This is a genomic window from Thalassospira sp. A3_1 (assembly GCF_017744215.1).
Lineage (GTDB): Bacteria > Pseudomonadota > Alphaproteobacteria > Rhodospirillales > Thalassospiraceae > Thalassospira > Thalassospira lucentensis_A.
Genome location: NZ_JAGHQQ010000002.1, coordinates 227,057 through 252,564, shown reverse-complemented (window position 1 = coordinate 252,564; position 25,508 = coordinate 227,057). Strand labels below are relative to the sequence as shown.

The 25,508-nt window shown below is 54.0% G+C and carries 26 protein-coding genes; 12 read left to right on the top strand and 14 right to left on the bottom strand.

All coding sequences use genetic code 11. The features are described from left to right. Nucleotides 1-55 precede the first annotated feature (55 nt). On the bottom strand, nt 56-622 hold the full coding sequence (locus J7395_RS08170; protein ID WP_007089028.1) for an HNH endonuclease: 567 nt from the start codon (nt 620-622) through the stop codon (nt 56-58). 370 nt (nt 623-992) lie between these two features. Next, a complete protein-coding gene (gene rpmB, locus J7395_RS08165) occupies nt 993-1,286 on the bottom strand; it encodes a 50S ribosomal protein L28 (RefSeq protein ID WP_062951537.1) in 294 nt (97 codons plus the stop codon). Between the two features lie 488 nt (nt 1,287-1,774). Between rpmB and J7395_RS08160 the strand changes: the two genes are divergently transcribed. The 5 genes from J7395_RS08160 to J7395_RS08140 all read left to right on the top strand — a co-directional run bounded on the left by J7395_RS08160 (nt 1,775) and on the right by J7395_RS08140 (nt 4,841). Then, on the top strand, nt 1,775-2,530 hold the full coding sequence (locus J7395_RS08160) for an SDR family oxidoreductase (protein ID WP_209221161.1): 756 nt from the start codon (nt 1,775-1,777) through the stop codon (nt 2,528-2,530). A 66-nt stretch (nt 2,531-2,596) separates the two neighbouring features. Then, complete coding sequence (locus J7395_RS08155; RefSeq protein WP_097051253.1) at nt 2,597-3,019, top strand: cupin domain-containing protein; 423 nt, start codon at nt 2,597-2,599, stop codon at nt 3,017-3,019. A gap of 149 nt (nt 3,020-3,168) precedes the next feature. Then, nucleotides 3,169-3,633, top strand: a complete 465-nt coding sequence (locus J7395_RS08150) for a carboxymuconolactone decarboxylase family protein (RefSeq protein ID WP_062951540.1) — start codon at nt 3,169-3,171, stop codon at nt 3,631-3,633. Further along, nucleotides 3,611-4,513, top strand: a complete 903-nt coding sequence (locus J7395_RS08145) for a sigma-70 family RNA polymerase sigma factor (protein ID WP_348541216.1) — start codon at nt 3,611-3,613, stop codon at nt 4,511-4,513. The genes J7395_RS08150 and J7395_RS08145 overlap by 23 nt, the downstream gene beginning before the upstream one ends. A 139-nt stretch (nt 4,514-4,652) precedes the next feature. Continuing rightward, a complete protein-coding gene (locus tag J7395_RS08140; protein WP_062951542.1) occupies nt 4,653-4,841 on the top strand; it encodes a hypothetical protein in 189 nt (62 codons plus the stop codon). A 74-nt stretch (nt 4,842-4,915) separates the two neighbouring features. Here the strand turns inward: J7395_RS08140 and J7395_RS08135 are convergent, their stop codons facing one another. Both J7395_RS08135 and J7395_RS08130 read right to left on the bottom strand, forming a co-directional pair. Then, complete coding sequence (locus tag J7395_RS08135) at nt 4,916-6,949, bottom strand: bifunctional diguanylate cyclase/phosphodiesterase (RefSeq protein WP_247742065.1); 2,034 nt, start codon at nt 6,947-6,949, stop codon at nt 4,916-4,918. A gap of 216 nt (nt 6,950-7,165) precedes the next feature. Beyond that, nucleotides 7,166-7,765, bottom strand: coding sequence for a short chain dehydrogenase (locus J7395_RS08130; protein ID WP_209221158.1), 600 nt, complete (start codon nt 7,763-7,765; stop codon nt 7,166-7,168). A gap of 105 nt (nt 7,766-7,870) precedes the next feature. On the opposite strand from J7395_RS08130, the gene J7395_RS08125 reads away from it, so the two are divergent. Next, nucleotides 7,871-8,812 carry a LysR family transcriptional regulator gene (locus tag J7395_RS08125; RefSeq protein WP_209221157.1) on the top strand — a complete coding sequence of 314 codons (942 nt, stop codon included), beginning with the start codon at nt 7,871-7,873 and terminating at the stop codon, nt 8,810-8,812. Here the strand turns inward: J7395_RS08125 and gluQRS are convergent. From gluQRS to J7395_RS08105, 4 genes are all read right to left on the bottom strand, one after another. Next, nucleotides 8,790-9,629: a tRNA glutamyl-Q(34) synthetase GluQRS gene (gene gluQRS, locus J7395_RS08120; protein ID WP_209221156.1), complete on the bottom strand. Its 840-nt coding sequence runs from the start codon at nt 9,627-9,629 to the stop codon at nt 8,790-8,792. The two genes, J7395_RS08125 and gluQRS, sit on opposite strands and share 23 nt — an antisense overlap. A gap of 20 nt (nt 9,630-9,649) precedes the next feature. Next, nucleotides 9,650-11,566, bottom strand: coding sequence for a cobaltochelatase subunit CobT (gene cobT, locus J7395_RS08115; RefSeq protein WP_209221816.1), 1,917 nt, complete (start codon nt 11,564-11,566; stop codon nt 9,650-9,652). Between the two features lie 55 nt (nt 11,567-11,621). After that, complete coding sequence (gene cobS, locus J7395_RS08110) at nt 11,622-12,629, bottom strand: cobaltochelatase subunit CobS (protein WP_097051261.1); 1,008 nt, start codon at nt 12,627-12,629, stop codon at nt 11,622-11,624. A 197-nt stretch (nt 12,630-12,826) separates the two neighbouring features. Next, nucleotides 12,827-13,471, bottom strand: a complete 645-nt coding sequence (locus J7395_RS08105; RefSeq protein WP_062951549.1) for a J domain-containing protein — start codon at nt 13,469-13,471, stop codon at nt 12,827-12,829. A 160-nt stretch (nt 13,472-13,631) separates the two neighbouring features. On the opposite strand from J7395_RS08105, the gene J7395_RS08100 reads away from it, so the two are divergent. The 3 genes from J7395_RS08100 to J7395_RS08090 all read left to right on the top strand — a co-directional run bounded on the left by J7395_RS08100 (nt 13,632) and on the right by J7395_RS08090 (nt 15,907). Further along, a complete protein-coding gene (locus J7395_RS08100) occupies nt 13,632-13,922 on the top strand; it encodes a BolA family protein (RefSeq protein ID WP_209221155.1) in 291 nt (96 codons plus the stop codon). A gap of 150 nt (nt 13,923-14,072) precedes the next feature. Next, nucleotides 14,073-15,326 carry a PQQ-dependent sugar dehydrogenase gene (locus J7395_RS08095; protein ID WP_062958736.1) on the top strand — a complete coding sequence of 418 codons (1,254 nt, stop codon included), beginning with the start codon at nt 14,073-14,075 and terminating at the stop codon, nt 15,324-15,326. After that, on the top strand, nt 15,326-15,907 hold the full coding sequence (locus J7395_RS08090; protein WP_209221154.1) for a cytochrome c: 582 nt from the start codon (nt 15,326-15,328) through the stop codon (nt 15,905-15,907). Before J7395_RS08095 ends, J7395_RS08090 begins: the two co-directional genes overlap by 1 nt. Before the next feature lie 8 nt (nt 15,908-15,915). Here J7395_RS08090 and J7395_RS08085 read toward each other — a convergent pair whose 3' ends face one another. The 6 genes from J7395_RS08085 to J7395_RS08060 form a co-directional block, all read right to left on the bottom strand. Beyond that, nucleotides 15,916-17,250, bottom strand: a complete 1,335-nt coding sequence (locus J7395_RS08085) for a transporter substrate-binding domain-containing protein (protein WP_209221153.1) — start codon at nt 17,248-17,250, stop codon at nt 15,916-15,918. Nucleotides 17,251-17,324: 74 nt separating this feature from the next. Beyond that, complete coding sequence (locus tag J7395_RS08080; RefSeq protein WP_062958739.1) at nt 17,325-17,915, bottom strand: DUF2889 domain-containing protein; 591 nt, start codon at nt 17,913-17,915, stop codon at nt 17,325-17,327. Between the two features lie 129 nt (nt 17,916-18,044). After that, on the bottom strand, nt 18,045-18,494 hold the full coding sequence (locus tag J7395_RS08075) for a CBS domain-containing protein (protein WP_062951555.1): 450 nt from the start codon (nt 18,492-18,494) through the stop codon (nt 18,045-18,047). Between the two features lie 238 nt (nt 18,495-18,732). Further along, on the bottom strand, nt 18,733-20,007 hold the full coding sequence (locus tag J7395_RS08070) for an HlyC/CorC family transporter (RefSeq protein ID WP_209221152.1): 1,275 nt from the start codon (nt 20,005-20,007) through the stop codon (nt 18,733-18,735). A 123-nt stretch (nt 20,008-20,130) separates the two neighbouring features. Next, nucleotides 20,131-21,270, bottom strand: coding sequence for a 3-dehydroquinate synthase (gene aroB, locus J7395_RS08065; protein ID WP_209221151.1), 1,140 nt, complete (start codon nt 21,268-21,270; stop codon nt 20,131-20,133). Next, nucleotides 21,267-21,869 carry a shikimate kinase gene (locus J7395_RS08060; RefSeq protein WP_082824728.1) on the bottom strand — a complete coding sequence of 201 codons (603 nt, stop codon included), beginning with the start codon at nt 21,867-21,869 and terminating at the stop codon, nt 21,267-21,269. Before J7395_RS08060 ends, aroB begins: the two co-directional genes overlap by 4 nt. A gap of 395 nt (nt 21,870-22,264) precedes the next feature. On the opposite strand from J7395_RS08060, the gene J7395_RS08055 reads away from it, so the two are divergent. From J7395_RS08055 to xerD, 3 genes are read left to right on the top strand one after another with little or no spacing between them, the layout of a single operon-like run. Further along, nucleotides 22,265-22,402: a hypothetical protein gene (locus J7395_RS08055; protein ID WP_167443535.1), complete on the top strand. Its 138-nt coding sequence runs from the start codon at nt 22,265-22,267 to the stop codon at nt 22,400-22,402. 1 nt (nt 22,403) lies between these two features. Beyond that, entirely contained in the window at nt 22,404-24,389 is a 1,986-nt protein-coding gene (locus J7395_RS08050; RefSeq protein WP_247742064.1) for an antifreeze glycopeptide, read from the top strand. Nucleotides 24,390-24,401: 12 nt separating this feature from the next. Continuing rightward, nucleotides 24,402-25,340 carry a site-specific tyrosine recombinase XerD gene (gene xerD, locus J7395_RS08045; RefSeq protein WP_209221150.1) on the top strand — a complete coding sequence of 313 codons (939 nt, stop codon included), beginning with the start codon at nt 24,402-24,404 and terminating at the stop codon, nt 25,338-25,340. Nucleotides 25,341-25,508 lie beyond the last annotated feature (168 nt).

The following is a 25,508-nucleotide window of genomic DNA, read 5'->3' as shown; positions in this document are numbered from 1 at the left end:
AAGCAAAAGCCGACGAAGATTCGTCGGCTTTTGCCGCCCCGTCAGAATTGGAAAATCAGAAATCGTATTCCAGTTCGGTATCCCAGTACAAAAAATCCCGCCAACTTTCGTGAAGATAGTTTGGCGGGAAGCGGCGTCCGATGGTCTGGAGTTCGTGCATGCTCGGCTGTTCGGGGGTCCTGCGCAGCCGAAGTCCGGCTTCCCGGATCGATCGACTGCCCTTAAACAGATTACAGTCCGAACAGGCCGTTACAATGTTGGACCAGTTCGTGCGACCGCCCCGCGACCGTGGAATAACGTGATCAAATGTCAGATCACTGGTTGGCAGACGATCCCCGCAATACTGGCAGGAAAACTGATCGCGGAGGAACACGTTGAACCGGGTGAAGGCCGGGCTGCTTTTGAGCGAAACATATTCCTTCAGCGATATTACGCTCGGCAGTTTCATTTTGAAGGACGGGGAATGGACTTCACGGTCATATTCTGAAAGAACATCAACGCGTTCCAGAAACACTGCCTTTAGCGTATCCTGCCAGGACCACAAGGACAGCGGGAAATAGCTTAACGGCCGGAAATCGGCGTTAAGAACAAGTGCCGGACACGCATTGGGCGATAAATGCATACCATCCGCTCCACCGTGTTTACCGAGTCGCACCCACTATTTAGCAGGTTCGCGAATCGCGGGTGATGAACATATCGTGACGTTTCATCAAGCCATGCGACGCGGTCGCGTAAATCACTGATAGAGCAAAGTATAGACCAATTTTCGCAAAGCGCAAATGCCGCTTGAAGCCGAGTCGCGAACATTTGCATAAAACCGGCATGAACAAAGACGACTCGTATCTGCGTCCTCCCGCCCGAACAAACAAAAAGGCCGCGCATCGGTGATGCACGACCCTTTTATGGCCCCGGAACAGGGCGATCTGAATTCTTTGAAAAACGAAAGGCCCGCAATCGCGAGCCTTCGTAATTCTTAAAGCAGAAAGCGTACCTTAGGCAGCTTTTGCTTCAACAGCCTTGGCGACCTGGCGTTTGATTTTCACCAGCTCTGCCGACAGCTTGGAAGCTGCAGTGCCGAGCACATATGCATCCAGACCACCACGTTTTTCAATGGTGCGGATCGCATTGGTGGTCAGACGCAGACGCACCGAACGACCGAGCGCCTCGCTCAGCAGCGAGGTCGGCTGCAGGTTCGGAAGGAAACGACGTTTGGTGCGGTTGTGGGCGTGGCTCACATTCATGCCGACCAAAACGCCTTTGCCGGATACCGGGCAGCGACGTGCCATGACCTGATCTCCTGGTCTATAATTCGCAAAAGGACGCTTGGCCTGACATGCAGGCCCGCGCTTGGAGCCGGGTTATTACCGCCTCTGGCAGATGCCGTCAAGCCTTCATCCACGCTTTTACACGACAAAAACACCTGTTTTGCACATTCCGTTCATATTGCATCGCGCAAGAACGGCTTTTCCCATCTCAACCACACGGAATCAAGCGATTTTCCCGACACGCCGCCATACCTCCGGTTCAGTTTGGTACTCCGTATACCTGCGGGATACCCGATTCTGACAGATCGCGACCAAGCACATATAATATCAAGGTGAGGGCTTCCCTCTGTCGCCCTCCGGATACTTCTCCAACAGGCCAGTCGATTTTTTTTTCACAAAAAATGCCGGGCCATGTCACTTCTGCAAAATCCGTCTCGTCTTGTTTACGAGCGTCGACGGAATGTCATTCCGATGTCCGAGCGCTCGAGACCAGCTTGAAGGGTTCAGACATGAAGATCGTCATTATCGGTGGCACTGGCCTTATCGGCACCAAAACCGTCGCGCGTCTTGCCGCGCAGGGCCATGACGTGATCGCGGCCTCCCCCAATACAGGTATCAATACAATCACCGGCGACGGGCTTGCGGAGGCACTTGAGGGGGCTGAGGTCGTTATTGATCTTGCCAACTCTCCCTCGTTTGAAGACGCGGCGGTCATGGAATTTTTCCAGACATCTGGGCGGAACCTTCTGTCGGCCGCAAAGGCTGCCGGTATCCGCCATCACATCGCCCTTTCGGTTGTCGGTACAGATCAGTTGCAGGACAGCGGATATTTCCGCGCCAAGAAGGCGCAGGAAGACCTGATCAGGGCATCAGGCATTCCCTTTAGCATCGTCCATTCAACACAGTTCTTTGAATTTGTCAGCGGCATTGCCAATGCCGGCACCATCGGAAACGATGTTCGCCTTTCAACAGCCTTTATCCAGCCAATTTCATCGGACGATGTTGCCGATGCAATGGCGGCCTTTGCGCTTGGCAAACCGATGAACGGCATTGCCGAAATCGCCGGACCGGATCGTTTCCGCATGCATGAACTGGTCGCGAAATATCTGCGTGCCATGCAGGACCCTCGCACCGTCATTGCCGATCCCAAAGCCCCCTATTTCGGTGTTGAACTTTCCGAAAAGGCACTTGTCCCGGATATCGATGCGCGGCTTGGCACGAACCGGTTTGAAGACTGGCTCGGGCATTCAATTGCAGCCCAGTGAATGCCCCATACATCCACAACCTACGACCACCTTTGCTTGTTTACCCATCCCCGACAGGAGGCAAAAATGATCAGGAAATTTCTCTTCGCGTCCGCCCTGCTTGCGACCATCACTTTTGCACAAGCCGCCGCGGCCCATTCGGACGACAAAGACGCCAAAGTCACCGTTGTCTATGAGCACGAACTGCCCAATGTACCGGGCAAAAGTATGAAGGCGGTATTGGTCGAATATGGCCCTGGCGGCTTTTCCTCGGCACATACCCATCCGGAATCGGCATTCATCTACGCAACCATTCTTGAGGGTGCGATCAACAGTCAGGTGAATGATGGCCCGGTCATTACCTATCGCGCCGGTGAGAGCTTCTCCGAATATCCAGGCGACCACCACGGTGTCAGCGCAAATGCCAGTGACACCGAACCGGCAAAACTGCTTGCCGTGTTTGTTGTCGATACCAACGAGACCGTCCTGACCACCCCGATTGAGAAATAACCCGTCGGCGGGGAACCCCTCCACCGGCACGGATCGCCGCATCAGTTTTCCCCGCCCCGGGTGCGGCGATCCTTATCCGGCATGTTGGCTGCACCGAGAACCTGCCAACCGGTCCCCTAGCAAAACAAGGAAAACAAGGAAAACAAACCATGACACTGCGTGTTGAAAACCATTTCAAACTTGCATCAAAATGCATAAAGCCGATGATGGCATTGGAAGATGCCATTCAGGAAAGCAGCCTTGAGCATCGCCTGCTTGAACTCGTTAAAATCCGTGCGTCTCAGATCAATGGATGTGCATTTTGTCTTCATATGCACACCACCGATGCCCGTGCTGCCGGAGAAAGCGAAATGCGTATCTATATGCTTGATGCATGGCGGGAATCATCGCTTTACAGCGAACGGGAACGGGCTGCACTTGCCTGGACCGAAACCTTGACCCTGATCGCCAACAACGCCACCTCTGACGAGGAATATACCGCCCTTGCCAGCGTATTTACCCCTGAAGAACAGGTTTATCTGACGATGGCTATCGGTGCGATCAATAGCTGGAACCGGTTCCAGATCGGCTTTGCTGCATCTCATCCGGTTAATGCGTCCGATGTACCCGCCTGATGATGCAATTGCGGTGTTCGAAAAACACCGCATTCAACTCAAACGGTTGGCTTACCGAATGCTTGGCTCTCTGGCCGAGGCGGATGACGTTGTGCAGGACGCCTGGATTCGTTGGCAACGCACCGATCAAAGTGTTGTCCGGAATCCCGGTGTTTTTCTGAAACGCATCGTCACCCATCTATGCCTTGATGTAATGAAGTCCGCTCGCGCCCAACGTGAAATTTATGTCGGAAACTGGCTTCCCGAACCTTTGGTCGAAGTCGAGGAAGAACCAAAAACCGATGAACTGACCCTTGGATTAATGCTGGTGCTTGAACGGTTGTCACCGCTAGAGCGCGCGGCATTTCTACTTCATGACGTTTTTTCGGTCTCGCTTAATGATGTCGCCGAAACACTGGATCGTGACCCGGCGGCCATCCGGCAACTTGCCGTGCGCGCCCGAAAACATGTCCGGGCAGCAAAACCTCGATATAGCGTCGAACGCGACGAAGGCGAAAAAATCACACTGGCCTTTTTCAAGGCCGCGACCCAAGGCGATATCAGCACATTAAGTACCATGCTGGCCGATAATGTTGTAATGCACGCTGACGGGGGCGGCAAAGTTCACGCGTGGCTTAACCCGATCCGTGGTGCCGACCGGATCATGCGGCTGTTTGCCGGACTGTTCCGCAAACGGTATGGCGAAGCTGAAAAGCTGCTGTCTTTTCTTTGGATCGACGGGTTGCCTGGATTTGCCAGTCTGGAGCGCGGCAATGTCTTGCAAACCACCGCCCTTGAAATTCGGGACGGCAAAATCACCCGCATCTTTATCACCCGCAATCCGGACAAGCTTCAGCATGTGGCCAGATTGCTGAATATGTCTGATCAACATGCTCAATGAACAGGTTACGTAGCGATCACTCTGTAATTTGCTCCATGTCGCCGAAGCACAGATTGATCCTTGTCAAAACATCATCGCGCATTCGGTGTTAGCGTACTGTCATAGTTATTCCGCACACGCTTGGGGAGCATTGCGCAAGATGAAAACCGATTCCAAGGTATCCCTGCCCCTTTTGGGCATTTTACTTGTCGCTGTAATTGGTCTGGTTCTGTATCTGGCCGGGTATGTGCTTGCGCATTTCGGTATTCCTGTCGCATCGATCTGGATTTATGTCGCCCTGGCGCTGGTTCCTGTCTGCTTTCTTGTGCTTCTGGATTTCAGCCGCTAAGCATTTGCACTGCACGCTGACAACAAACGGCCTGCCGCATTGCGGACGGGCCGTTTTGTTTATCCGACGCAGGATTAAACGTTTGATTCCGTATTCTGCCAATGCGGATCATCACAGGGGCTGCTGGATGGCCGGGCAAAGAAATAACCCTGATAGGCGTCCACGCCCATCGCGGCAAGTTCACTGCGCTGTTGCTCTGTTTCAATACCTTCGGCAATCACATCAAGCCCGAACCGGTGCGCAATCAAAATCGCCCCTTCAATCACCGCACGTGCATTGATATCCATGTTCAGGATGAAAGATTTATCGATTTTTACGGCGTCGACACGGATCTGATGCAACCGTGAAAGGGATGAATAGCCGGTGCCGAAATCATCAATATGGATTTCCACCCCCTGATCATGCAGATCAGACAGGACTTCCGAAATCAGTTGCGTGCGCCGGATATCAAAGATCGATTCCGTTACCTCAATAATCAGACGGTTGGCTGGCAACCCGGTTTCAAGCAGAAGGTTCTCCACCATACGGGCAAAACGCGGAACCACGATCTGACGGACCGAGACGTTAACCGCCACCTTAGGCCCGCCTGCAAAACCGGACCAGTCAAGAATGGTTTTGCAGGCCTCGCGCATAACCCATTCACCGATATCGACAATCAGCGCGGATTCCTCGGCAATCGGGATAAACTCGTCGGGCGGTATACGCCCAAGTTCGCCACTTTCCCACCGCAGCAAAACTTCGTAGGCCTCGATTTCCCCAGTTTTTGCACTTACCACTGGCTGATATTCAAGATACAGCTCGTCGCTTGGCATCGCCTGACGCAGGGCCTGATTTATGGCAAGCCGACGTTCCTGTTCGACCAGTAATTTGCTGTCATAACTGTGCACGCTGCCACGTCCTGATCGTTTGACTTCCGCTGCGGCAAGATCGGCCCAGTGGATCATTTCGGCAATTTGCGGGTTTTCCGTCATCCCGAAAGCAACGCCAGTACTAAAACCGACATGCAATGTCTGTCCCGCAATATGGATGGGCCGGTTGACCGCCGCACGAACCTCACCGATGGTCTGATCAACCAGTTGATGCAGGTTTTCGGGCTGGTCGGTCAGGATCATGATGAATTCATCACCACCCCAACGCCCCACCGCATGACGTTCATCAACATATTCCCGCAGGCGGGCCGAAACTTCCTTAAGCACCAGATCGCCGATCGCATGGCTCAACCCGTCATTGATCTGTTTGAAATGGTCAAGATCAATGAACAGAACCGCATAAGCACGATTACCGTGGCCTGCACGGGCTTCTTCAAACCAGGACACAATGCCGTCGCGGTTCAGCAATCCGGTCAAAGTGTCACGGACCAGAAGATTGCGAAGTTCCCGCGTCCGTTTCGCCACGCGGGTTTCCAGTGTCACATTCCAGTCCCGGGTGATCCGGTTCTGTTCGCGCAGATCATCGACCAGACCGTCATTTTCATGTTTAAGCGCAAGCGACCGATAGAGGATCACATGATTGTTGCGATGGGTAACCATCATGACAGTCAGAAATATGAAGCCCAGTCCAGCCAGCACATAGTTCGGTTCGGGCATGACGATCAATACAATGCAGGCTGGCAGCAGCAGCATCACAAGATAAAACCGCCCGACCCGGAAAACAGGGGCCAGAATACCGGTTGCCCCGCCGGCAAGCCCAGCAAGAATGATGAGCATGACAAACCGGCTTTCATTGCTTTGTCCTGGCAGATCAAATATGGCTGCCAACGCCCAAAGCGTTGCCCCAGAACAAACACCCAAGGCGTATCGGACAAGCCATTTGTGGAAATCCGTATCATCAAACGCCGAAACCAGTCGCCGTTCGGCATGATAACGATACCCACCAAACAACCGGATCGCGGTCGTTATAATGATAACGGCAACCCATATGCTCATGCCAAATGACAGTTCGCCCTGAAACCACAGGGTCCCTGCAAGGCCGCTTCCGGCCGCCAGATTGACAAGAACGTTCGCCCAGTTGTTACGATAGGCAAGGTCAAGAAGGTCCCCACGAACCTTCTTTTGCAGTGCCGGCCCTGCTTCGTTCCCGTGTCCCGGTTCCAAAAGCAACCGTTTCAAGGTTTTGGCCATCCTGGCCGTTAACTGCCCCATCCGGTATTTCCGTTACAGCCGTTTACACGCTCAACCATCGGATGCGCAACATTAGCTGTTTGGATAGTAAGCAGTCGCCCTGCATAATTCCAGATAGAAAGTATGGTTTTTTCGGAGCAAGGCCCCTTGTAATGCCCAAAACCGGCCAAGACATGATGTCCCGACCGGTTTTCTCAACTGCCGTTAGAAAATCTCGAAAACCTGACCGGTTTGAAGACCTTCGACTGACTTTGCATAACCAAGGGCTGCACGTGCTGCCGGAACGGGATCATGCCCACGGAAATACGGTGCATATCCTTCCATTGCCTCAAGGATCACACCGGGGCTGACAGCATTGATTCGCAGGCCCGGCTTCATTTCAATCGCTGCGGCACGCACGAATGACTCGATTGCGCCATTCACCATCGAGGCCGAGCTGCCATAACGGATCGGGTCTTTGGACAGGATACCGGTAGTCAGCGTGAATGATGCGCTATCCGCCACATGGTCACGCCCGACCAGCACCAGATTGACCTGCCCCATCAGCTTGTCATTGATACCGATGCGGTATTTGTCATCGTCCATTTCAGAAAAGTCACCGAAATGAACCTTACCCGTCGCTGAAACAACCGCGTCGACCTTGCCTACCTTGGTAAACATTGCCCTGATTGATGCAATATCGGTCAGGTCAACATTGACATCCCCGCTTGAACGGGACGCACGAACGATTTCGTGACGTTGGGATAATTCGGCATCAATTCCACGTCCGATAATTCCCGATGCGCCCACCAACAGAACTTTCATTTAATCCTCCATCGTCGGAATATGTTGTAATGGAGAGATCGTCTCATAGGACAATGGTGATGTTAATCTGGTGATTTTCAAACATTTTGTTTAATATCCTAAACAATGAAAGATTATCTTAGCGAAATGCGCAGCTTTGCGGCCGTGATAGAAAATGGTGGCTTTACGCAGGCCGCCAAGGTGCTTGGCGTGTCCAAGGGCCTGATCAGCCAGCATGTCAAAAGACTGGAATCAGAACTGGGTGCGCAATTGCTGTTCCGGTCCACCCGCAAGGTCGAACCGACCGAGATCGGTACGACCTTTCTGGAGTATTGCCAAAACATCACCCAAAGTGCCAACGCCGCATTCGAGGCCGTCGAAGCCCTGCGTGGCGAGCCGGTGGGAACCGTACGCATCACGGTTCCTGTTTCCTTTGGGGAAATGTTTCTTGATGACATCATCGTCGCGTTTCAAAGAACCCATCCGCGCATCCAGATCGAGATGGAGCTGGAAAACACATTTCGCGATCTGCAATCGGCCCATATCGATATCGCGATCCGTGCGGGACTGACGAACGATCCGGAACAGGTTGCCATTCCGTTGGGACAACTTTCCGAACTGGTATGCGCAAGCCCGGTCTATTGGGCAAAGCACCCAAAACCTGAAACCCCCGCCGATCTGGCAAACCACAATTGCCTGCTGAACTTTCAGTATTACAAGGATGGCAACTGGGTTTTCTTTTCCGATGACGGCGCACAATCCGTCCCGGCAATCGGTAATTTGCGTCTGAACCATTATCCGCTGCTGCGCAATGCCGCAATCCGCGGATTGGGTGTTGCCCGACTGCCGCGTTATGTTGCCCTTCCGGCAATCTCCGAAGGACTGCTTGAAACAGCACTTGATGGCTATTCATCGCCCTTGCGGCCGATCTATCTGGTCTATCCGTATCAGGCGAACCTGCCGGTCAAGAACCGGCTGATGATCGATTTTATCCGCAACTGGTTTGTTGAACGGCCGGACCTTCTGGAAACCAGAACCGCATCGCTCAGACAAAGCCGGTCATCGTAATGACCTCGTCCGCGGTCATGCCTTCGTCGCGCATGGAACGCAGCGTTTTGGATTTGTCACGTTTGGCAAAACGTTTGCCATCCGGCCCGGTCAGCAAGCCGTGATGGTGATATTCAGGAACGTCGTACCCCAGTAATCCCTGCAGCAACCGATGCAGGTGGCTTGCGAAAAACAGATCTTCGCCACGGGTGACAAGGTTGATGCCCTGCAAATGATCATCATGGGTCACCGACAGATGATAGCTGGTCGGTGTATCCTTGCGGGCAAGCACAACATCGCCAAATATTTCCGGCGTTGCCTCCTGCTTGCCGGCCTTGCGATCATACCATGACAATGGGCCACCAACCTGCCTGAGGGCCCGCCCCATATCCAGACGCAGGGCATAGCTTTCACCGGCGGCAATGCGGTCCGTACGTTCGGACACGCTGCAATCGCGACAGGTTCCCGGATAATGCGCCCCATCCGGGCCGTGAGGAGCATTTCCAATCCGCGCAATTTCGGCCTGGATGTCTTTTCGCGTGCAAAAACAGGGATAAAGCAGACCGGCATCGGTCAAACGATGAAGCACCTGCTGATAATCGCTGAAATGTTGCGACTGGATGCGAACAGGTTCTTCCCATTGAAGCCCCAGCCAGCCGAGATCTTCGTAGATCGCATCGATATATCCCGGACGACAGCGGGTCTGATCGATATCCTCAATCCGCAAAAGGAAACGGCCATCCGGCCCGGCCTGTTTTGCGGAAAACAGGGCCGAAGCCGCATGGCCAAGATGCAGAAAGCCAGTCGGACTGGGGGCAAATCGGGTAATGGCTGTCATGACGGCCCTATCCCCTTTACCTACCAGCGGTCGCGATCGCCGGTCGCCTTGTCCTTTGCGTTATCAGCAGGCACATGACGCATCGGGCGTTTGGGTTGGCGCGCGCCCTGTTCATCGAACAGATCGGACAATTCGCGCAACATGGTACCGCCCAATTCTTCCGGATCATTGATCGTCACGGCACGCTGGTAATAGCGTGTGACGTCATGCCCAATGCCGATTGCAAGCAATTCAACCGGCGAACGGGTCTGAATCCAGTCGATAACCTCGCGCAGGTGGCGTTCCAGATAGTTTCCGGAATTTACCGACAGGGTCGAATCATCGACCGGTGCCCCATCGGAAATCACCATCAATATCCGGCGTTGTTCCGAACGGCCCAGAAGTCGTTCATGCGCCCAAAGCAGCGCTTCGCCATCGATATTTTCCTTAAGCAATCCTTCGCGCAGCATCAGGCCAAGATTCTTGCGTGCGCGCCGCCAAGGTGTATCGGCTGCCTTGTAGATGATGTGACGCAGATCGTTCAAACGACCGGGTTTCGGCGGCTTGCCATTTTCAACCCATCTTTCACGCGATTGCCCACCTTTCCACTGCCGGGTGGTAAAGCCAAGAATTTCGACCTTCACCCCGCAACGTTCAAGGGTACGCGCCAGAATATCGGCCGAAAGGGCGGCAATCGTAATCGGTCGGCCACGCATGGAACCGGAATTATCGATCAGCAGCGTCACGACCGTATCGCGGAAATCCGTATCCTGTTCCTGCTTGAAAGACAGCGAGGTTGACGGCGTTGCAACAATGCGGGCAAGCTTTGCTGCGTCAAGAATGCCTTCTTCAAGGTCGAAATCCCAACCGCGGTTCTGCTGCGCCATCAGGCGGCGTTGCAAGCGGTTGGCAAGACGTGAAACGACATTCTGCAAATTCGCCAGCTGCTTATCGAGCATCGCGCGCAAACGCGACAGTTCCAGACCTTCGCAAAGCTCGTCGGCGGTGACGATTTCATCGAATTCACGGGTAAATGGCTCATAGCCGCGTTCAATCGGTTCGTTCCGGCCATCAAATTCTGGCTGTTCGCCCGGTCCGGCAGGCTGTTCTTCCTGCGACATGGCTTCAAGCTGCTGGTCGTCGATATCGCCTTCGCCTGCTTCGGCTTCTTCGGTACCGGCATCCTGTTGCTGGTCGTCGCCATCCGGTTCGGACTCGTCGGCCTGCCCCTGCTGACCGCCCTGACTGTCGAGTTCTTCGTCCGGGTCGGTCTCGCCGTCTTTTTCGTCTTCGTCCTCGCCTTCGTTTTCAGGCGGAGCATCGTCGATATCATCTTCCAGCGAAAGATGATCAAGAAGACGACGCAACCCACGGGCAAATGCGTCCTGATCGTCAAGCACGTCACGCAGGTCGGCCAGATCCGTACCGGCATTTTTTTCGATATGGGCGCGCCACAAATCGATCAGCGGACGGGCCGATTGCGGGGCCGGTTCACCGGTAAAAATCTCGCGCGCGAGCATGCCGATCGCATCGGCAAAAGGCGCATCTTCGCGCGCGGTCAGACGATGGAAGTTCTTTGCACGACAATCCTGTTCGGCATGTTCCCGAAGGTTCTTGCGCACACCGGGGAAATAACGCGAACCGACCGCCTCGCAACGCGCCGTTTCCAGCGCATCGTAGACGGCCTGTGCCTCGGCCGTTTCGGGCATGCGCCGGGCATGAAGGGCCACGTCATGGTGACGCAGTTTCAGGGCCCAGCCATCGGCAACACCACGCAGATCGGCAACCTCGTCCTTCGGCAGCGCCTGTTTGGGCATCGGCAGGCGCACATGTTCGCCATAGCCACCTGCCCGGCCGCCTTTGACAAAGCCGACTTCAAGATCATTGCGTCCGGCAAGCGCGCGAAACGTCGCCGCTGTGCCGCGCAAAAATCCGGAAAGCGCTTCATCATTCTTCATCGCACTACTCGCTTCTGGAATCAGGTCGCCGATTTGCTTTAACAATGGATGGTCCTTAACGGACCATCACATTGATGGCTTCTTCGGGCAGTTCCTCGCCAAAGCAACGCTGATAATATTCGGCCAGGATCGGGCGTTCCACCTCGTCGCAACGGTTCAGGAACGTCACGCGGAAGGCATAAGATATATCCCCGAAAATCTCGACATTTTCGGCCAGCGTAATAACGGTACGCGGGCTCATGACGGTCGAAATGTCGCCTGCGACGAACCCCTGACGGGTCAGATTGGCAAGGGCAACCATGGCCTCGATCTTCTTGCGGCCTTCGGCATTATCGAACGACGGCACCTTAGCCGTGACGATGTTGGTTTCATCCGCGACCGAGAGATAGTTAAGCGTTGCCACAATCGACCAACGGTCCATCTGGGCCTGGTTGATCTGCTGGGTCCCGTGATAAAGACCGGTGGTATCGCCAAGCCCGACCGTGTTCGACGTCGCAAACAGGCGGAAATTCGGATGCGGGTGGATGACTTTATTCTGATCAAGCAGGGTCAGCTTGCCATCGACTTCCAGAACACGCTGGATCACGAACATCACGTCCGGACGACCGGCATCATATTCATCAAACACCATTGCGACCGGGCGTTTAAGCGCCCAGGGCAGAATGCCTTCGCGGAATTCCGTAATCTGTTTGCCATCGCGCAACACAATGGCGTCCTTGCCGATCAGGTCGATACGCGAGATGTGGCTATCAAGGTTCACACGGACACATGGCCAATTCAGGCGTGCAGCGACCTGTTCGATATGGGTCGATTTACCCGTCCCATGATACCCCTGGATCATCACACGGCGGTTATGGGCGAAGCCCGCCAGAATGGCCAATGTGGTATCGCGATCAAACCGGTAGGTTGGATCGATCATGGGGACATGTTCGCTGCCCTGACTGAATGCCGGGACTTTCATGTCGCTATCAATTCCGAACGCTTCGCGGACGGATATTTTGATGTCGGGTGCATCCAGCGGATGTTCGGCGGCTGCACCTGTCGCTTCGTAACCTTGGCTCATAAGTACTCGCGCATTTTATCGGACCGGTGACGCGGTCTCGTTTGAAACTAGCTCATTAATAGCGGCTAAGATGCGCGTGACAAAGGGAAGATGCGCAAAAAACGTCTATCGCCGCAAATGGATCGAACAATGAAAAGGTCCAGGGCGTGAATTGCAAGACAGATTTTATCAAAATCTGTTCCGGCATCGTATTCAGATCAAAGGGGAACTCGTGCTTCCAGATCGCGGATATAGCTCATCAATGATGAATAGGCGGCACTGATTTTCTTGAACCGTTCCTCGGCTCCCTTGTCCCCGCCATTAGCATCAGGGTGGTATTTCTTCGACAACGTTTTGTATTTGGACTTCAACTCATCCTTCGAAAACGGCCAGCCAAGATCGAGTGTCGCCATCGCCTGCTGCTGTTCGGATGGCATGCCCATCGCGCCTGCTCGGCGCTGGGCGTCTTCACTTCTGCGTTTCCGGTCACCGGCCGGATCGCCACCCGGGCCATGGTGTGTCGGGTCACCATCTTCGTTAAAGAAACCGAAACCGTCGCTGAATTTGAAGTTGAACGGCTTTTTGGCACCGCGAATATGACCAAACCGCCAGGTCGGACGCTGCCAATGGGTATCGCGCCGGACATCATTTTCAATGTCTTCGGCCTTCATGCCCTCGTAGTAGTTCCAGGACTTGTTGTATTCCCGGACATGGTCGAGGCAGAATTTGTAATAGTCGCGCAGCTTGCGATCTTTGGGTGCGCGAAATTCGCCATGACCTTCACAGCCCGGCCACTCGCATTCGGGCAGGTCTGGTTCTTCGTGGTAAAGGGTTTTGCGCTTGTTGCGTTGGCCTCGGTTCATCTGCGTCTATATGTTCTGATCATCCGGCTTCGCAATATCATACGGGCCGATTTAATGCGATAAAAGGCTTGAAAAACTGCCATCGCATGCCAGAACGTTGCCAACAGTTAGATTTTCGCATTCATCAATGTGAAACACACCGAAACAAGAGGCCATTGTCATGCAGGTAGCCCAGCAGATTCGAGACATCCTGACCACGGAATTTTCCCCCGAGAAACTCGAAATCCTCGACGATTCGTCAAAACATGCCGGTCATTCCGGGGCCGACCCGCGTGGCGAATCCCATTTTTCGGTGCTAGTGGTGTCAAAAAAATTCGAAGGCGAGAATCGCGTCAATCGCCAGCGGCTGGTTTATATCGCCCTTGACCAGCTTCTCAAGGACCGGGTTCATGCACTGGCGCTCAAGACCATGACGCCTGCCGAGTACGCCGCTGCCCCCGCCCCAAAATAACCATTGCGTTTATTCCACATGGTGAAATCAACTTAGACGACCGCTATCTTTCGGCGCAATATCTGCCCAGAAGTTGCACGTCCAGTTCGCTGCACATGCAACACGGGCGCCGGTCAAATCTGCGTCCGATACAAACGGGAGGACTATGTGATGAAAACACGCCTTGTCGGGGCGAGCGTCGCCCTGTTTATGTCCGGAACGGCCTACGCGCAGGCCCCTGCCCCGGACAATCTCGAAAAGCTTTCCAACTTCCAGTCGACCGGAACCACTGAATTCACCAGGATTGAACAAACCGGAGACTATGCCGACGGCATCAAAAAGACTCTTGAACGCATTACCCTGCCGGCCGGTTTCAAGATCGCCCTTTATGCTGTCGTGCCCGATGCCCGCCATATCGCGGTTGGCCCGCAGGGGGTCGTAACATTTGTAGGCACGCGGAAGGATAAAGTCTGGTCGGTGACTGACCGCAACAAGGATCGCGTTGCGGACGAAGTAAAAGACTTCGCCCCGTCTTTACGATTTTCCATTCCAAACGGTCCATGCTTCTCACCAGATGGCATGCTCTATATCGCAGAACAGAACCGGGTTCTGACATTCCCCGCAGCCGAGTTTTTCTATGAAAGCCCGGATGTTGCGGCATTCAATGTCGTTAAAGAGGGTGAACTGGTCCCGCCATCCGAAGAAAGTTACAATCACACCGCACGTGTTTGCAAAATCGGCCCGGATGGCAAACTTTATATCTCGCTTGGGCAGCCGTTCAACGTTGCTCCCAAAGACAAGCTGGAACTGTATCGGGAACACGGGATCGGTGGCATCATCCGGATCAATATCGATGGAAGCGGTCGCGAAGTTTACACCTATGGTGTTCGCAACTCGGTCGGACATGATTTTCACCCTGAAACAGGTGAACTTTGGTGGACCGATAATCAGGTTGACGGCATGGGCGATGATATTCCCCCGGGTGAGATCAACCGACAAACCGCAGCCGGTCAGCATTTCGGTCATCCTTGGTATGGTGGTGGCGACGTTCGCACCAACGAATATGCCGGTGAAGAAGTCCCCTATGACGTCGTGATGCCGGCTGTGGAAACCGTGGCACACGCCGCTGACCTTGGCATGAGCTTCTATACCGGCAAGATGTTTCCCGCCAAATACAGCAATGCCATTTTCTCAGCCCAGCACGGCTCATGGAACCGAACAACACCGGTCGGCGCGCGGGTAATGGTGACCTTTATCGACAGCGACGGCAATGCGAGTACAGAACCCTTTGCCGAAGGCTGGATTGATGAAAATGGCGAATATCTTGGCCGTCCGGTCGATGTCGCACAACTTCGGGATGGATCGCTGATCGTGTCCGATGACCTTGCCGGTGCACTTTACCGCATCTGGTACGAGGGCTCCTGATGCGGATAGTGCTTTTCATGATCCTCGGCGGGCTTCTGCCCGCCGGGGTCTCCTTGGCGCAGGATCTTGATGCTGGTCGAAAAGTTGCGGGAATGTGCCGCACCTGTCACGGGCTGGACGGTTTTGCCCGCGTCCCTATTGCGCCCCACATCGGTGGCGAACCTTCGGAATATATCAAAGCCCAGTTACGCGCCTTTCGCGATGGCAGCCGGGAACACGAAATGATGACCGTCGTCGCCAAAGGCCTGTCAGATCAGCAGATTTCAGACGTGGCCGACTGGTACAGCCATTTTGAAATTACCACCACATTCCCCACCGGAAAACCCGGCGACAATGCACCAGAACTTTGCGTGGCGTGCCATGGCGCGAACGGCATCTCGGAAATGCCGGATGCCCCGAACCTTGCGGGCGAAACCAATATCTATATCGAAACCCAGTTGAAAGCGTTTCGGAACGGCAAACGAAATAATGAAATCATGTCGCCGATTGCGGCTGACCTGACGGATGCAGATATCCAGGCAGCGGCCGACTGGTACAGTTCCATTGAAATAAAAATCATCGACCCGGCAAAGCAGAACTGAACCGACGATCAGCTATCGGGACGCAAAGCGCCCGAGACATCAAGGCCAACCGTCATTGCCGCAATGATATTTCCGGTATCGGGATCGATAACCGGCACTGTCACCTGCGACAGGAAGGTACGGGTCGATCCGTCAAAATAGATATCGGCGATCTGGCTCAGATCAGGGTCCTGCCGGATTATGACTTTGAATTTTGGTTCGTCGGACTGATCGAAATCAGATGTCAGGCGGTTCATGCCGATCACCGCGCCCTTGGTGTTGAAGACAAATATTTCCGCGATATTGTCGGCATCGTCTTCTTGGAATGAACGCAACATATCGGAAAGAGGATTTTCAAGGATCTCGGCCGCCTTGGCACTGGCGACACCGCGTTCACTGTCCCGCCGCCATTCACGATCCAGATCGGCAAGTGCCCCTGCGCGCACATCAGCCCCGCCCAATGCAGTCCGGACCGCTGCAATCAGCTTTGGATCACCTGCCATCGAACGGATCATCGGCAATTGTTGGCGGGTAATAAGGTCGCGTTCCCAATCCTCAAGCCGCATGGGCAAAGTTTCACAGGTACGAAGTGCCGTGTTCAGGGCCGCAATCAGATCCGGATTGCGGCGGGTATATTCGCGCCCAAAATAGACAACAAGCGGCGCATATCGTTCGAACTGAATATTGAACTGGGTTTCATGATGCCCCATGTCGTCGCGTGCGGCTTCAAATGTCTGCTTGTCCACCAGCGCATATTCCACCCGCCCGGCCAGAACCTGCGAGATCAGCGAGTTAATCGACGGCACCTTGGCGATTTCATGATATCCCTGTTCGACTAGCCACTCGGCCTCGTTCGAACCAAGGATGGCGCCAACAGACAGCAGGCTTTCAGGTGCCGGGATTGCCGCGAAACTGCCCTGTTGCCCGGCTGCTGAAATCCAGACCCATTTTTCAAGGGCTAGCGGCAAGGTAGGATCGGCGTATTCGTCCATAATCGGGCTTATCCGTGCTAGGAAAAAGCCATCCGCCTGCCCGTTTCTAACCATTTCCCGATTACGCTGGCGGGGTGCAATTGCAATTCCGTAGCCCACACCGATCCGGTCAAACGCACAATTCAATACGGTTATGGAATAGCCTTGAAGAATGCCATCCTGCAATTGCTGATAGGGGGGTTGCAGATTGGTTTGCAGGATCAGAAAAGCATCCTCTCCGGGTGAACCGGGGAAATCCTGTGCCCCTGCGGACGAACTATTCAGGATTAAGGCAAAACCGAATGCGGCCAGACAAAGTCGCGAAATGCTGATACAGGCAAATGCCGATTGCCTGAAAATATTTCGTTCCCATGACTGCGTGTGGCGTCCCATGCAACACCTGATCTTCACCGAAAACCCATCACAGATGATATTGTGGCTGGTAATTGTCGTTACAAGATCGCGGTTCAGTCGCCGGTATACATATCCGGGGCTATGCGCTTGACCGCAGCACCGTCGCTGCGCCAGCCATGGCAGCTATTGACCAAGGGGGACCTGCGTTTTTTAGGCGGGTTCGATGCGGTGCCGTCCTTTTCCTGCTGCTTACGCCGTTCTTCGGCTTCTCGGGCACGGATAGGAAAGATTGTCTGAAAGGCAGTTGTTGCAACCGGTCCCATCAATTCCGTCAGATGGGTGCATCCGTGAATGCCGCCGACCCTCTCGCGGATTTGCTGTTTCAGCCCTGGCCCGATCCGAAGTCCGACCAGTGCCTCGTAATTCGGGGCGATTTCATCGCAGGCATTGAATGGTGCATGGTCTGTAACGGCTTCGACCGCGTTAATCACCATGTCATCTCCAACAGTAATGCGCAGCCACATTTCATGGATTGGCACACCCGCCGGTATTTCCCCACGGTCGTTATTTTCAAACCCGTATGTCTTGGTATCGGTAATATGGCCTTCGATATCCCAAAGACCGTCCTTCCGGCGATATCCGGTGCAGGTGACATTGCGGGTGTGGATATGTTCACGCTCAGCAGCAGGGCTGGACAAGGGCATGGCGCATCTCTCCTTTACGTAAACGTAAAGACATTAACCGCTACGTTGTCAACCTTCAAAAATGCAAAACGGCTGACGCGCAAGCCCGCATCAGCCGCTATAAAGCATAATACATCGACAGACTCTGATTTACGCAACGCCGTAATCGGAACCGAAAATAAACTTCTCTCGTTCCCGCAAATCCTCTTCGAGCTGTGCCTTGACGACATTGAAAAGGTCACGAATGGAGACCATGCCGACAACAGTTTCTCCGTCAATTACCGGAAGATGGCGATAACGCCGGGCACTCATCAATTCCAGAGCATTCATTGCCGTGTCATCGGGACCAAGCGTATCGGGATTGGCCGTCATGACCTGTTTAAGAGGTGTGGATGCCGCATCCAGTCCCTTCGCCACAACCCGGTTCACAAGATCGCGTTCGGTAAAGATACCGGCAAGTCTGGCACTGTTATCAACAATGATCACGGCACCGATCTTGCGTTCGGTCATCATATTGACGGCATCCATAACCGAGTCTGCGGGATTCAAGGTTGCGATCGACTGCTCTTTGACCACACCAGGTACGATTTTCGTATCCATATTTTTCTCTCTGCGGGTTGCTGTTGCCACGTGCCCTGCCCCGATCAGATCGCCTGAAACAGCGCTTCAAACGCGCATTGGGGCCCTTATTTGCAAGTGGCCCTGCAATCACATCGATCAAGACCTTTGATGATCATTTTAACCGATAAGTAGATTTAACAGAACAGTTTTACGCCAAATAACGCAAAACAGACAGCACGGCCTCCCGTGCTGCCTGTCTGTTTTGGCGGGCTTGGTGCTAGTTCAGTTCGTCGGTGGCGACTTCGCGAACTTCGCGCAATTTGATCCGGGTGATCTGGTTGCGAATACGGCGCAATACTTCGAATTCCAGCCCGTGGAAACGGAACTGCTGCCCGACATCGGGAATACGACGGGTCTCGTAAAGCAGCAAACCGGCAACGGTGGCCGCTTCTTCATCCGGCAGGCGCCAGCCAAACCGACGGTTCAGATCGCGAATGGTTACATCCCCCCGCACGATTACCGAGCCATCCGTTTGTGGTTGGACTCCGACAACCTCGACATCGGTTTCATCAGCGATATCGCCAACGATTTCCTCAAGGATATCTTCCAGCGACACAACGCCTTCGAAGGCACCATATTCATCCACGACGATGGCAAAATGTTCGTGACGTTCCTTGAACGCTTTAAGCTGATCGGCAAGTGTGGTGCTGTCAGGGATGAACCATGGTTCGGAACTCAGTGCGCGAACATCTTCAGCAGTTTTCGGTTTGGCCCCGCGAACAATCGCCTTTAACGCCTCCCGCGCATGCAGGACACCTACGATATTGTCAGGGTCCTTGTCATAGATCGGAATACGCGTGTGCGGACTTGCGAGAACCGTATCAAGAATTTCTTCCATCGGGCGGGTGATATCGATCATCTGCACCTTGCGCCGGTGCACCATGATTTCCCAAACCCCGACATCTTCAAGGTCAAGCACCCCGTGCAACATTGTGCGTTCGGCATGGTGATCGCCAACAACCACATCATCTGCATGCAGTTCGATCGCACCGCGCAATTCACGCTCGCGATCCGTTCCCGGGCCTTCGCCACTGCCGAACAATCGCAAGGTAGCACGGACAATCACCTGAATGGTCTGGGTGACGGGTGCAAAGACAACGACCAGAATACTCATCGGTCGCGCAACGCGAAGCGCCATGCTGTCTGCATGTTGCAACGCATAAGTTTTCGGCAGGATTTCAGAAAATATAAGCACAAGCGCTGTCATGGCTGCAGTTGCATAAACCACACCGCGCTCGCCAAACAGTTCGATCATGACCGACGTCGCCAGGGCCGAGGCCAGAATATTGACAAGGTTATTACCCAGCAAAATCGCCCCGATCAGACGTTCCTGATACTGACGCAACCGGTTGACGATACCTGCCCTTGGATCCCCATCCTGTTCTTTGTGATGCATGACAGGCTTTGATGCCGCCGTTAGCGCAGTCTCCGAGCCAGAAAAGAAAGCCGAAAGCATCAGCAGGATAAAAATCACGACAATCGTGATTGTCATTCAGGTCCGTCTCCAATGGGTACACACAACAGATCATCACATTGTGCTGTTGCGAGGTATCAGGTCAATCATCGATCCGGCAAGTCATCGACTTCACAGCGATTTATTTAGCCCTGCCCGATATCAGGCGTGGCAGGACCGGGTAATGGCTGCACGCATTTTCTGGATATCCATCGCCTTGGATGTAAAGGCCTTGCCGATTCCACGCGTCATCACAAACGTAATCTCGCCGTCGCTTACCTTTTTGTCACGTGACATATGACTGATCAAACGGTCGATGTCCCAGTGCATGCCGGGCACTTCAGACGCACATACCGGCAATCCGACAGATTTAAGATGGCTGACAATCCGGTCTTTTTCACCAGCCGGAGCCATCCCCATGGCACCGCAAACATCATGCGCGATGACCATGCCCATCGCCACCGCTTCGCCATGCAAAAGCTTTGCTCCGTATCCGGTTTCGGCCTCCAGCGCATGGCCGAAAGTGTGCCCAAGGTTAAGCAGGGCACGTTTTCCGGACTCGCGCTCGTCCTGCGAAACGATCCGTGCCTTTGCCGCACAGCTCCGCATTACGGCAACACGGCGTTCCGGGCCATCATTATTCAGAACAGCTTCGGCATTGCTTTCAAGCCAGTCGAAGAATTCCGGATCATCAATCAGGCCATATTTAACGACTTCGGCATAACCGGCCAGCATTTCGCGACGCGGCAACGTATCGAGTACCACCGTATCAGCCAGAACCAGCCGCGGTTGATGAAACGCCCCGACAAGGTTTTTGCCCGATTTCGAATTAATGCCGGTCTTGCCTCCAACGGAACTGTCGACCTGCGACAGCAGGGTTGTCGGGATTTGAACAAAATCAAGACCGCGCAAAAGCGATGCGGCAACATAACCGGCAAGATCGCCAACAACACCACCGCCCAGTGCAATGATCAGGGTTGAACGCTCAATCCCCATCGCAAGAATCTGTTCAACGACATCCTCGAACACGGCAAAGCTTTTGGATTTTTCACCCGCGGGAACGATAACTTCACGATGTGCAATCCCGGCAGCATTCAACGATGTCAGAACCGTTGGCAAATGACGGTCGGCGACCGTCGCATCGCTTATAATGACGACACCGGCCTTTTTAACGAACGGTGCAATATGACCGGCTGTATCTACCAGAAGGTTACTGCCGACCAGAATGTCATAACTGCGTGCGCCAAGTTCAACGCGAAGGACGTCATGACTTTTTGCAGCGGAGGGCGTCTGATTGCTCACCGGATTATATTCCCGTCTTTATCAAATGAACGTGCGAGCAGGGCCAGAACCCCGTCGCGCGTTTCTTCCTTGGAAGATTCGTCACAATCAAAAATGATGTCAGCCCCGGCATAGACCGGATAGCGCGCCTCGATCAGATCAGCGAGAATCTGACGCGGATCACCATTGTTCAGCAGCGGGCGATGCGTCCGCCCGCTGGTACGTTGCAGCAATAGATCAAGGTCGGCACGCAGCCAGACAGAGATCGACTTTTCTAGAATAAGCGCACGGGTTTTTTCGCGAATAAACGCACCGCCACCCGTCGCAAGTACAAGCGGCTCGCCATCAAGCAATCGGGCGATCACACGTTCCTCGCCGTCGCGAAAGGCTTCTTCGCCATACAGTTTGAATATGTCGGCGATCGAACAGCCTGCGGCTTCCTCGATCTCACGATCGGCATCGACAAAATCCAGATCAAGCGCCTTGGCGACCATCCGTCCGATGCAGCTCTTTCCGGCCCCCATAAGACCGATAAACACCAGCGGTCTGCCTTTCAGGCTTGTCCGGATATTTGCAAGCACGTCATCGCGCAAACCCGACTCGGCAATATTGCTCTCCATGATCGGTTTGCAGTCCTGTCTTTAATCCGGTTATCACACAATTTACCCATTTCTTTAGGCCAGCTAAGGTCTAAACGCAAGCAAACCGCGCTATTGACCGACAAATTCCTTCGTCACACAGGGGATCTACGCACTATCGGGTAGCCAGGTCATTTGCATACCGACCGAAAACTTTTGCCAATCGCGTTAACCCTCTGTGAGGACCCGGACCCTAAACTGCCTTTATATCGCCGAATTGGAATGTCAGGGAAAAGGTTCGGGGAACGGGGTTGGAGAAATCACAGGCTGAATTCATGGCTAGGGCCAAATCGGTTCGGCTCTGTCTTGCATCCTGTACCGGGCTCCGCATACTTATCTTTGCGCATATCGAACCAACGCACTGAAGTCTGGAAACCATGAAGATAATTTCGCGTCTCATTTTATTGCTGATCATTGCCGTCATCGTTGGTGGCGCAACATTTCTGGTCACCTGGGATATACCGTCACCGACAACCCAGATGGAAGAAACCATTCCGAATTCGAGGTTTAACTGACATGCGCTTGCGTTCTCGACTGCTGATGCAATCCTGTTTCATCACCATGATGACAGGCGCCGGAATCACCTTGCCCGCGGCTTTTGCCAATGCACAGGCACCGGTGCCACTGTTTTTGAAACAGGAAGCAGAACAGAACGCAAATTCACAATCTGCGCCGTCCTCTCCCACCACAAACAACAATTTCGGTCAGGGTGACGGGACACAACCCGAAACATTCCCCAGCGCCCCCGATGCCGTACAGACAGTAACCCTCCAAGCGGTCGATGCCGAAGCTGTCGGCACACTGGGACGTGAACGTGGCGGACTTGGCGTTGACATGTGGAATGGCACCAGCCGTGAAACTGCTGCGCGCCTGCTCACGGATCTTCCGGCAACACCCGCCACACACACAGCCCGCGATCTTGCGCGTCGCCTGCTACTGAGCATCGCGGCAGTTCCCGATGATCACAAGGAAATCAGCATGCTCGAAACGCGTGCGGCCAAACTGATCAATATGGGGGAACTCGATGGTGCAATTGCTCTTGTTCGTGCCACTCCGCAAGGCGCACGCGGTTCGCTTCTGGCCCAGACAGAAGTCAATGCCCTAATGATTTCCGGTAAACTTGACGATGCCTGTGCCGCGATTGATGGTTACGGCAACAGTTTTGATGATCTTTTCTGGCTCAAGGCCAATGTCATGTGCGCCCTTCATGCCAATGACCGTGCATCGGCCTCGTTCTCGACCGATCTGGTCCGCGAAATGGAAGGTGAAACCGACAAGACGTTCTTTGGTCTGGTTGCCGCCATCAGGAACGGTGCCGCCGCATCTTCGGACATTCTGGTCAATCTGCGACCGATTGACATCGCCCTGCTTGAAATCGCCAAACAAAACATCCCGACCAGTCAACTTGAGACCGGCAATCCCTCTGCCATTCTTGGATTGGTCAATGCGTCGGCAACATCGACCGATATCCGGCTTGAAGCCGCACGGAAAGCTGAAAGTCTGGGCCTGATTGATACTACCCGGTTGCGCAACGTATATGGCGCAGTGTCATTTGATGCCGATACACTTATCAACGCCCTTGATGCTGCCCCAGAAGCCGTCCCGGCCCGTCAGTATGCCAAACTTTATCAGGCGGCGGGCAAAAGTGACGTTCCGGCGGTACGTGCGGAAATCCTCGCAGCTCTTTACGACAATGCAATCATAAATGGTGATTTTGCACAGGCATCGCGTCTGACATCTGATCTTCTGGCCGATATCCCCGTGAATGGCGATTTTTCCTGGTTCGCAATTGATGCGCTCAAAGCCTCGGTCGCCGCAGACAATATGGAACGTGCGTCTGGCTGGCTGCAAACCGCCAAGAATAACGCCAATCCGGGGAACGATATCGAATCCCGTCTGATCCTTCTATATCCGGTTCTTGCACTTGCCGGGCTGGAGGATACAGGTGCCTCGATGATGACCGAGGCCGATGACGACGCGTCCAACGGCAGCGTTACGGTTAATCTGCCCGATGATACGGCCACGACACCGGTGCGATATGGACTTGGCGGTGCTGTGACACTTACCCCGCCAGCGACGACATCCGCCCCGATGAGCGACGCGCAAGCCAAACATCGTGCCCGTATGACCGAATGGCAGGAAATGGACGCGGCGCGTGGCGATCAGATACAGGCAAAACGTGATGCAGAACTGATCTTCAGCCTTTTTGACGGATTCGGGATCGAAGTACCGGTCGCACTTTGGAATGTGCTTCTGACCGCCCCCTATCTTGACACGCGCCAGACCATCAGCACGGCTGTCAGCCATCATCTTGAAACCGCAGCAATGAATATGCAACGTGGCAAGACGGTTGCCCTGGCCATTCAGGCACAGCAGATTGCCGGCGCTCCGGATGGGGACCCAAAGGACCTCTCGGATGCGGTTGCCGCACTCAACCATATCGGACTGACACAAGAAGCACGTCGCCTTGCCGTCGAAATACTGATGGCACGCAGCCAGTAACGGATATGAATTGTGGCCCAGCCGCTTAACAGTAATCTGGTCGCTGCCTTTCTGGAAATGATGGCGGCAGAACGCGGTGCGAGTATTCATACGCTCGATGCGTATCGCCGCGATCTCGAAGATTATGTTGCCAGTCTGACCGGGCAGAAATCAGACCTTGTCGGGGCACAGGACATACATGTTCGAAAATACATGGCATCACTTGGCGATGCCGGTCTGGCGCCGCGTACCCAGGCCCGGCGTCTTTCAGCCTTAAGGCAGTTTCACAAATTCCTTTATGCCGACGGATATCGCAATGACGATCCATCCGCCCATATAGACAGCCCCAGGCAGGGCAATACACTGCCCAAGTTTCTGACAATTGATGAAATTGATCGGCTGATTATCACCGCAACCCGCCATGACGGCATCAAAGGCAAGCGGCTTCTGGCAATGGTGGAACTGATGTATGCCACAGGCATGCGCGTTTCGGAACTGGTTGAGCTGCCTTTTTCCGCCGCAGCGCGCGATCCGCAAATGTTGATCGTGCGCGGCAAAGGAAGCAAGGAGCGCCTCGTGCCGTTGTCCGATCCGGCACGTGATGCTTTACGAAACTACCTTGAAATCCGGGACTCTTTCATTCCAATGACAAAGGCAAAACAACCCGCCCACTCACCCTATCTGTTTCCGTCGCGCGGGAAGTCCGGTCATCTGACGCGGCAAATGTTTCTGAATATGGTCAAAGACCTAGCCGCCGAAGCCGGAATCTCCCCGTCACGGGTATCACCGCACGTCTTGCGTCACTCGTTTGCCAGTCACCTTCTGGCAAACGGTGCTGATCTGCGCAGTCTGCAACAGATGCTAGGTCATTCCGATATTTCGACGACACAAATCTATACGCATGTTCTCGAATCGCGATTGCGCGGCCTTGTGCAAGAACATCATCCGCTGGCGCAATTGCTGCGCGGTTGATCACGATCCACCCGGATCGCCAAATTTGTCTAGCTTTCCGTATAAGAATACTCGACCAAATCCCGCAAAAAATGTCGGTTTTCTGCGGATGTCACATACTCGTAACTGTACTGTCATCAGGTTGTTGCCGATCCTGCGATAGGAGCGGTACATCATTCATGATGCTTT

Excerpts from the sequence above, each read along its gene's own strand:
- cobS (WP_097051261.1), bottom strand. The coding sequence starts at position 12,629 with ATGAGCCAAGGTTACGAAGCGACAGGTGCAGCCGCCGAACATCCGCTG.
- J7395_RS08140 (WP_062951542.1), top strand. The coding sequence starts at position 4,653 with ATGAAAACCGATTCCAAGGTATCCCTGCCCCTTTTGGGCATTTTACTT.
- J7395_RS08160 (WP_209221161.1), top strand. The coding sequence starts at position 1,775 with ATGAAGATCGTCATTATCGGTGGCACTGGCCTTATCGGCACCAAAACC.
- rpmB (WP_062951537.1), bottom strand. The coding sequence starts at position 1,286 with ATGGCACGTCGCTGCCCGGTATCCGGCAAAGGCGTTTTGGTCGGCATG.
- J7395_RS08055 (WP_167443535.1), top strand. The coding sequence starts at position 22,265 with ATGAAGATAATTTCGCGTCTCATTTTATTGCTGATCATTGCCGTCATC.
- J7395_RS08060 (WP_082824728.1), bottom strand. The coding sequence starts at position 21,869 with ATGGAGAGCAATATTGCCGAGTCGGGTTTGCGCGATGACGTGCTTGCA.
- J7395_RS08090 (WP_209221154.1), top strand. The coding sequence starts at position 15,326 with ATGCGGATAGTGCTTTTCATGATCCTCGGCGGGCTTCTGCCCGCCGGG.
- cobT (WP_209221816.1), bottom strand. The coding sequence starts at position 11,566 with ATGAAGAATGATGAAGCGCTTTCCGGATTTTTGCGCGGCACAGCGGCG.
- J7395_RS08130 (WP_209221158.1), bottom strand. The coding sequence starts at position 7,765 with ATGAAAGTTCTGTTGGTGGGCGCATCGGGAATTATCGGACGTGGAATT.
- J7395_RS08150 (WP_062951540.1), top strand. The coding sequence starts at position 3,169 with ATGACACTGCGTGTTGAAAACCATTTCAAACTTGCATCAAAATGCATA.
- J7395_RS08170 (WP_007089028.1), bottom strand. The coding sequence starts at position 622 with ATGCATTTATCGCCCAATGCGTGTCCGGCACTTGTTCTTAACGCCGAT.
- J7395_RS08080 (WP_062958739.1), bottom strand. The coding sequence starts at position 17,915 with ATGCCCTTGTCCAGCCCTGCTGCTGAGCGTGAACATATCCACACCCGC.
- J7395_RS08125 (WP_209221157.1), top strand. The coding sequence starts at position 7,871 with ATGAAAGATTATCTTAGCGAAATGCGCAGCTTTGCGGCCGTGATAGAA.
- gluQRS (WP_209221156.1), bottom strand. The coding sequence starts at position 9,629 with ATGACAGCCATTACCCGATTTGCCCCCAGTCCGACTGGCTTTCTGCAT.
- J7395_RS08095 (WP_062958736.1), top strand. The coding sequence starts at position 14,073 with ATGAAAACACGCCTTGTCGGGGCGAGCGTCGCCCTGTTTATGTCCGGA.
- J7395_RS08155 (WP_097051253.1), top strand. The coding sequence starts at position 2,597 with ATGATCAGGAAATTTCTCTTCGCGTCCGCCCTGCTTGCGACCATCACT.
- J7395_RS08100 (WP_209221155.1), top strand. The coding sequence starts at position 13,632 with ATGCAGGTAGCCCAGCAGATTCGAGACATCCTGACCACGGAATTTTCC.
- J7395_RS08145 (WP_348541216.1), top strand. The coding sequence starts at position 3,611 with ATGCGTCCGATGTACCCGCCTGATGATGCAATTGCGGTGTTCGAAAAA.
- J7395_RS08050 (WP_247742064.1), top strand. The coding sequence starts at position 22,404 with ATGCGCTTGCGTTCTCGACTGCTGATGCAATCCTGTTTCATCACCATG.
- J7395_RS08075 (WP_062951555.1), bottom strand. The coding sequence starts at position 18,494 with ATGGATACGAAAATCGTACCTGGTGTGGTCAAAGAGCAGTCGATCGCA.
- J7395_RS08105 (WP_062951549.1), bottom strand. The coding sequence starts at position 13,471 with ATGAACCGAGGCCAACGCAACAAGCGCAAAACCCTTTACCACGAAGAA.
- J7395_RS08070 (WP_209221152.1), bottom strand. The coding sequence starts at position 20,007 with ATGACAATCACGATTGTCGTGATTTTTATCCTGCTGATGCTTTCGGCT.
- J7395_RS08085 (WP_209221153.1), bottom strand. The coding sequence starts at position 17,250 with ATGGGACGCCACACGCAGTCATGGGAACGAAATATTTTCAGGCAATCG.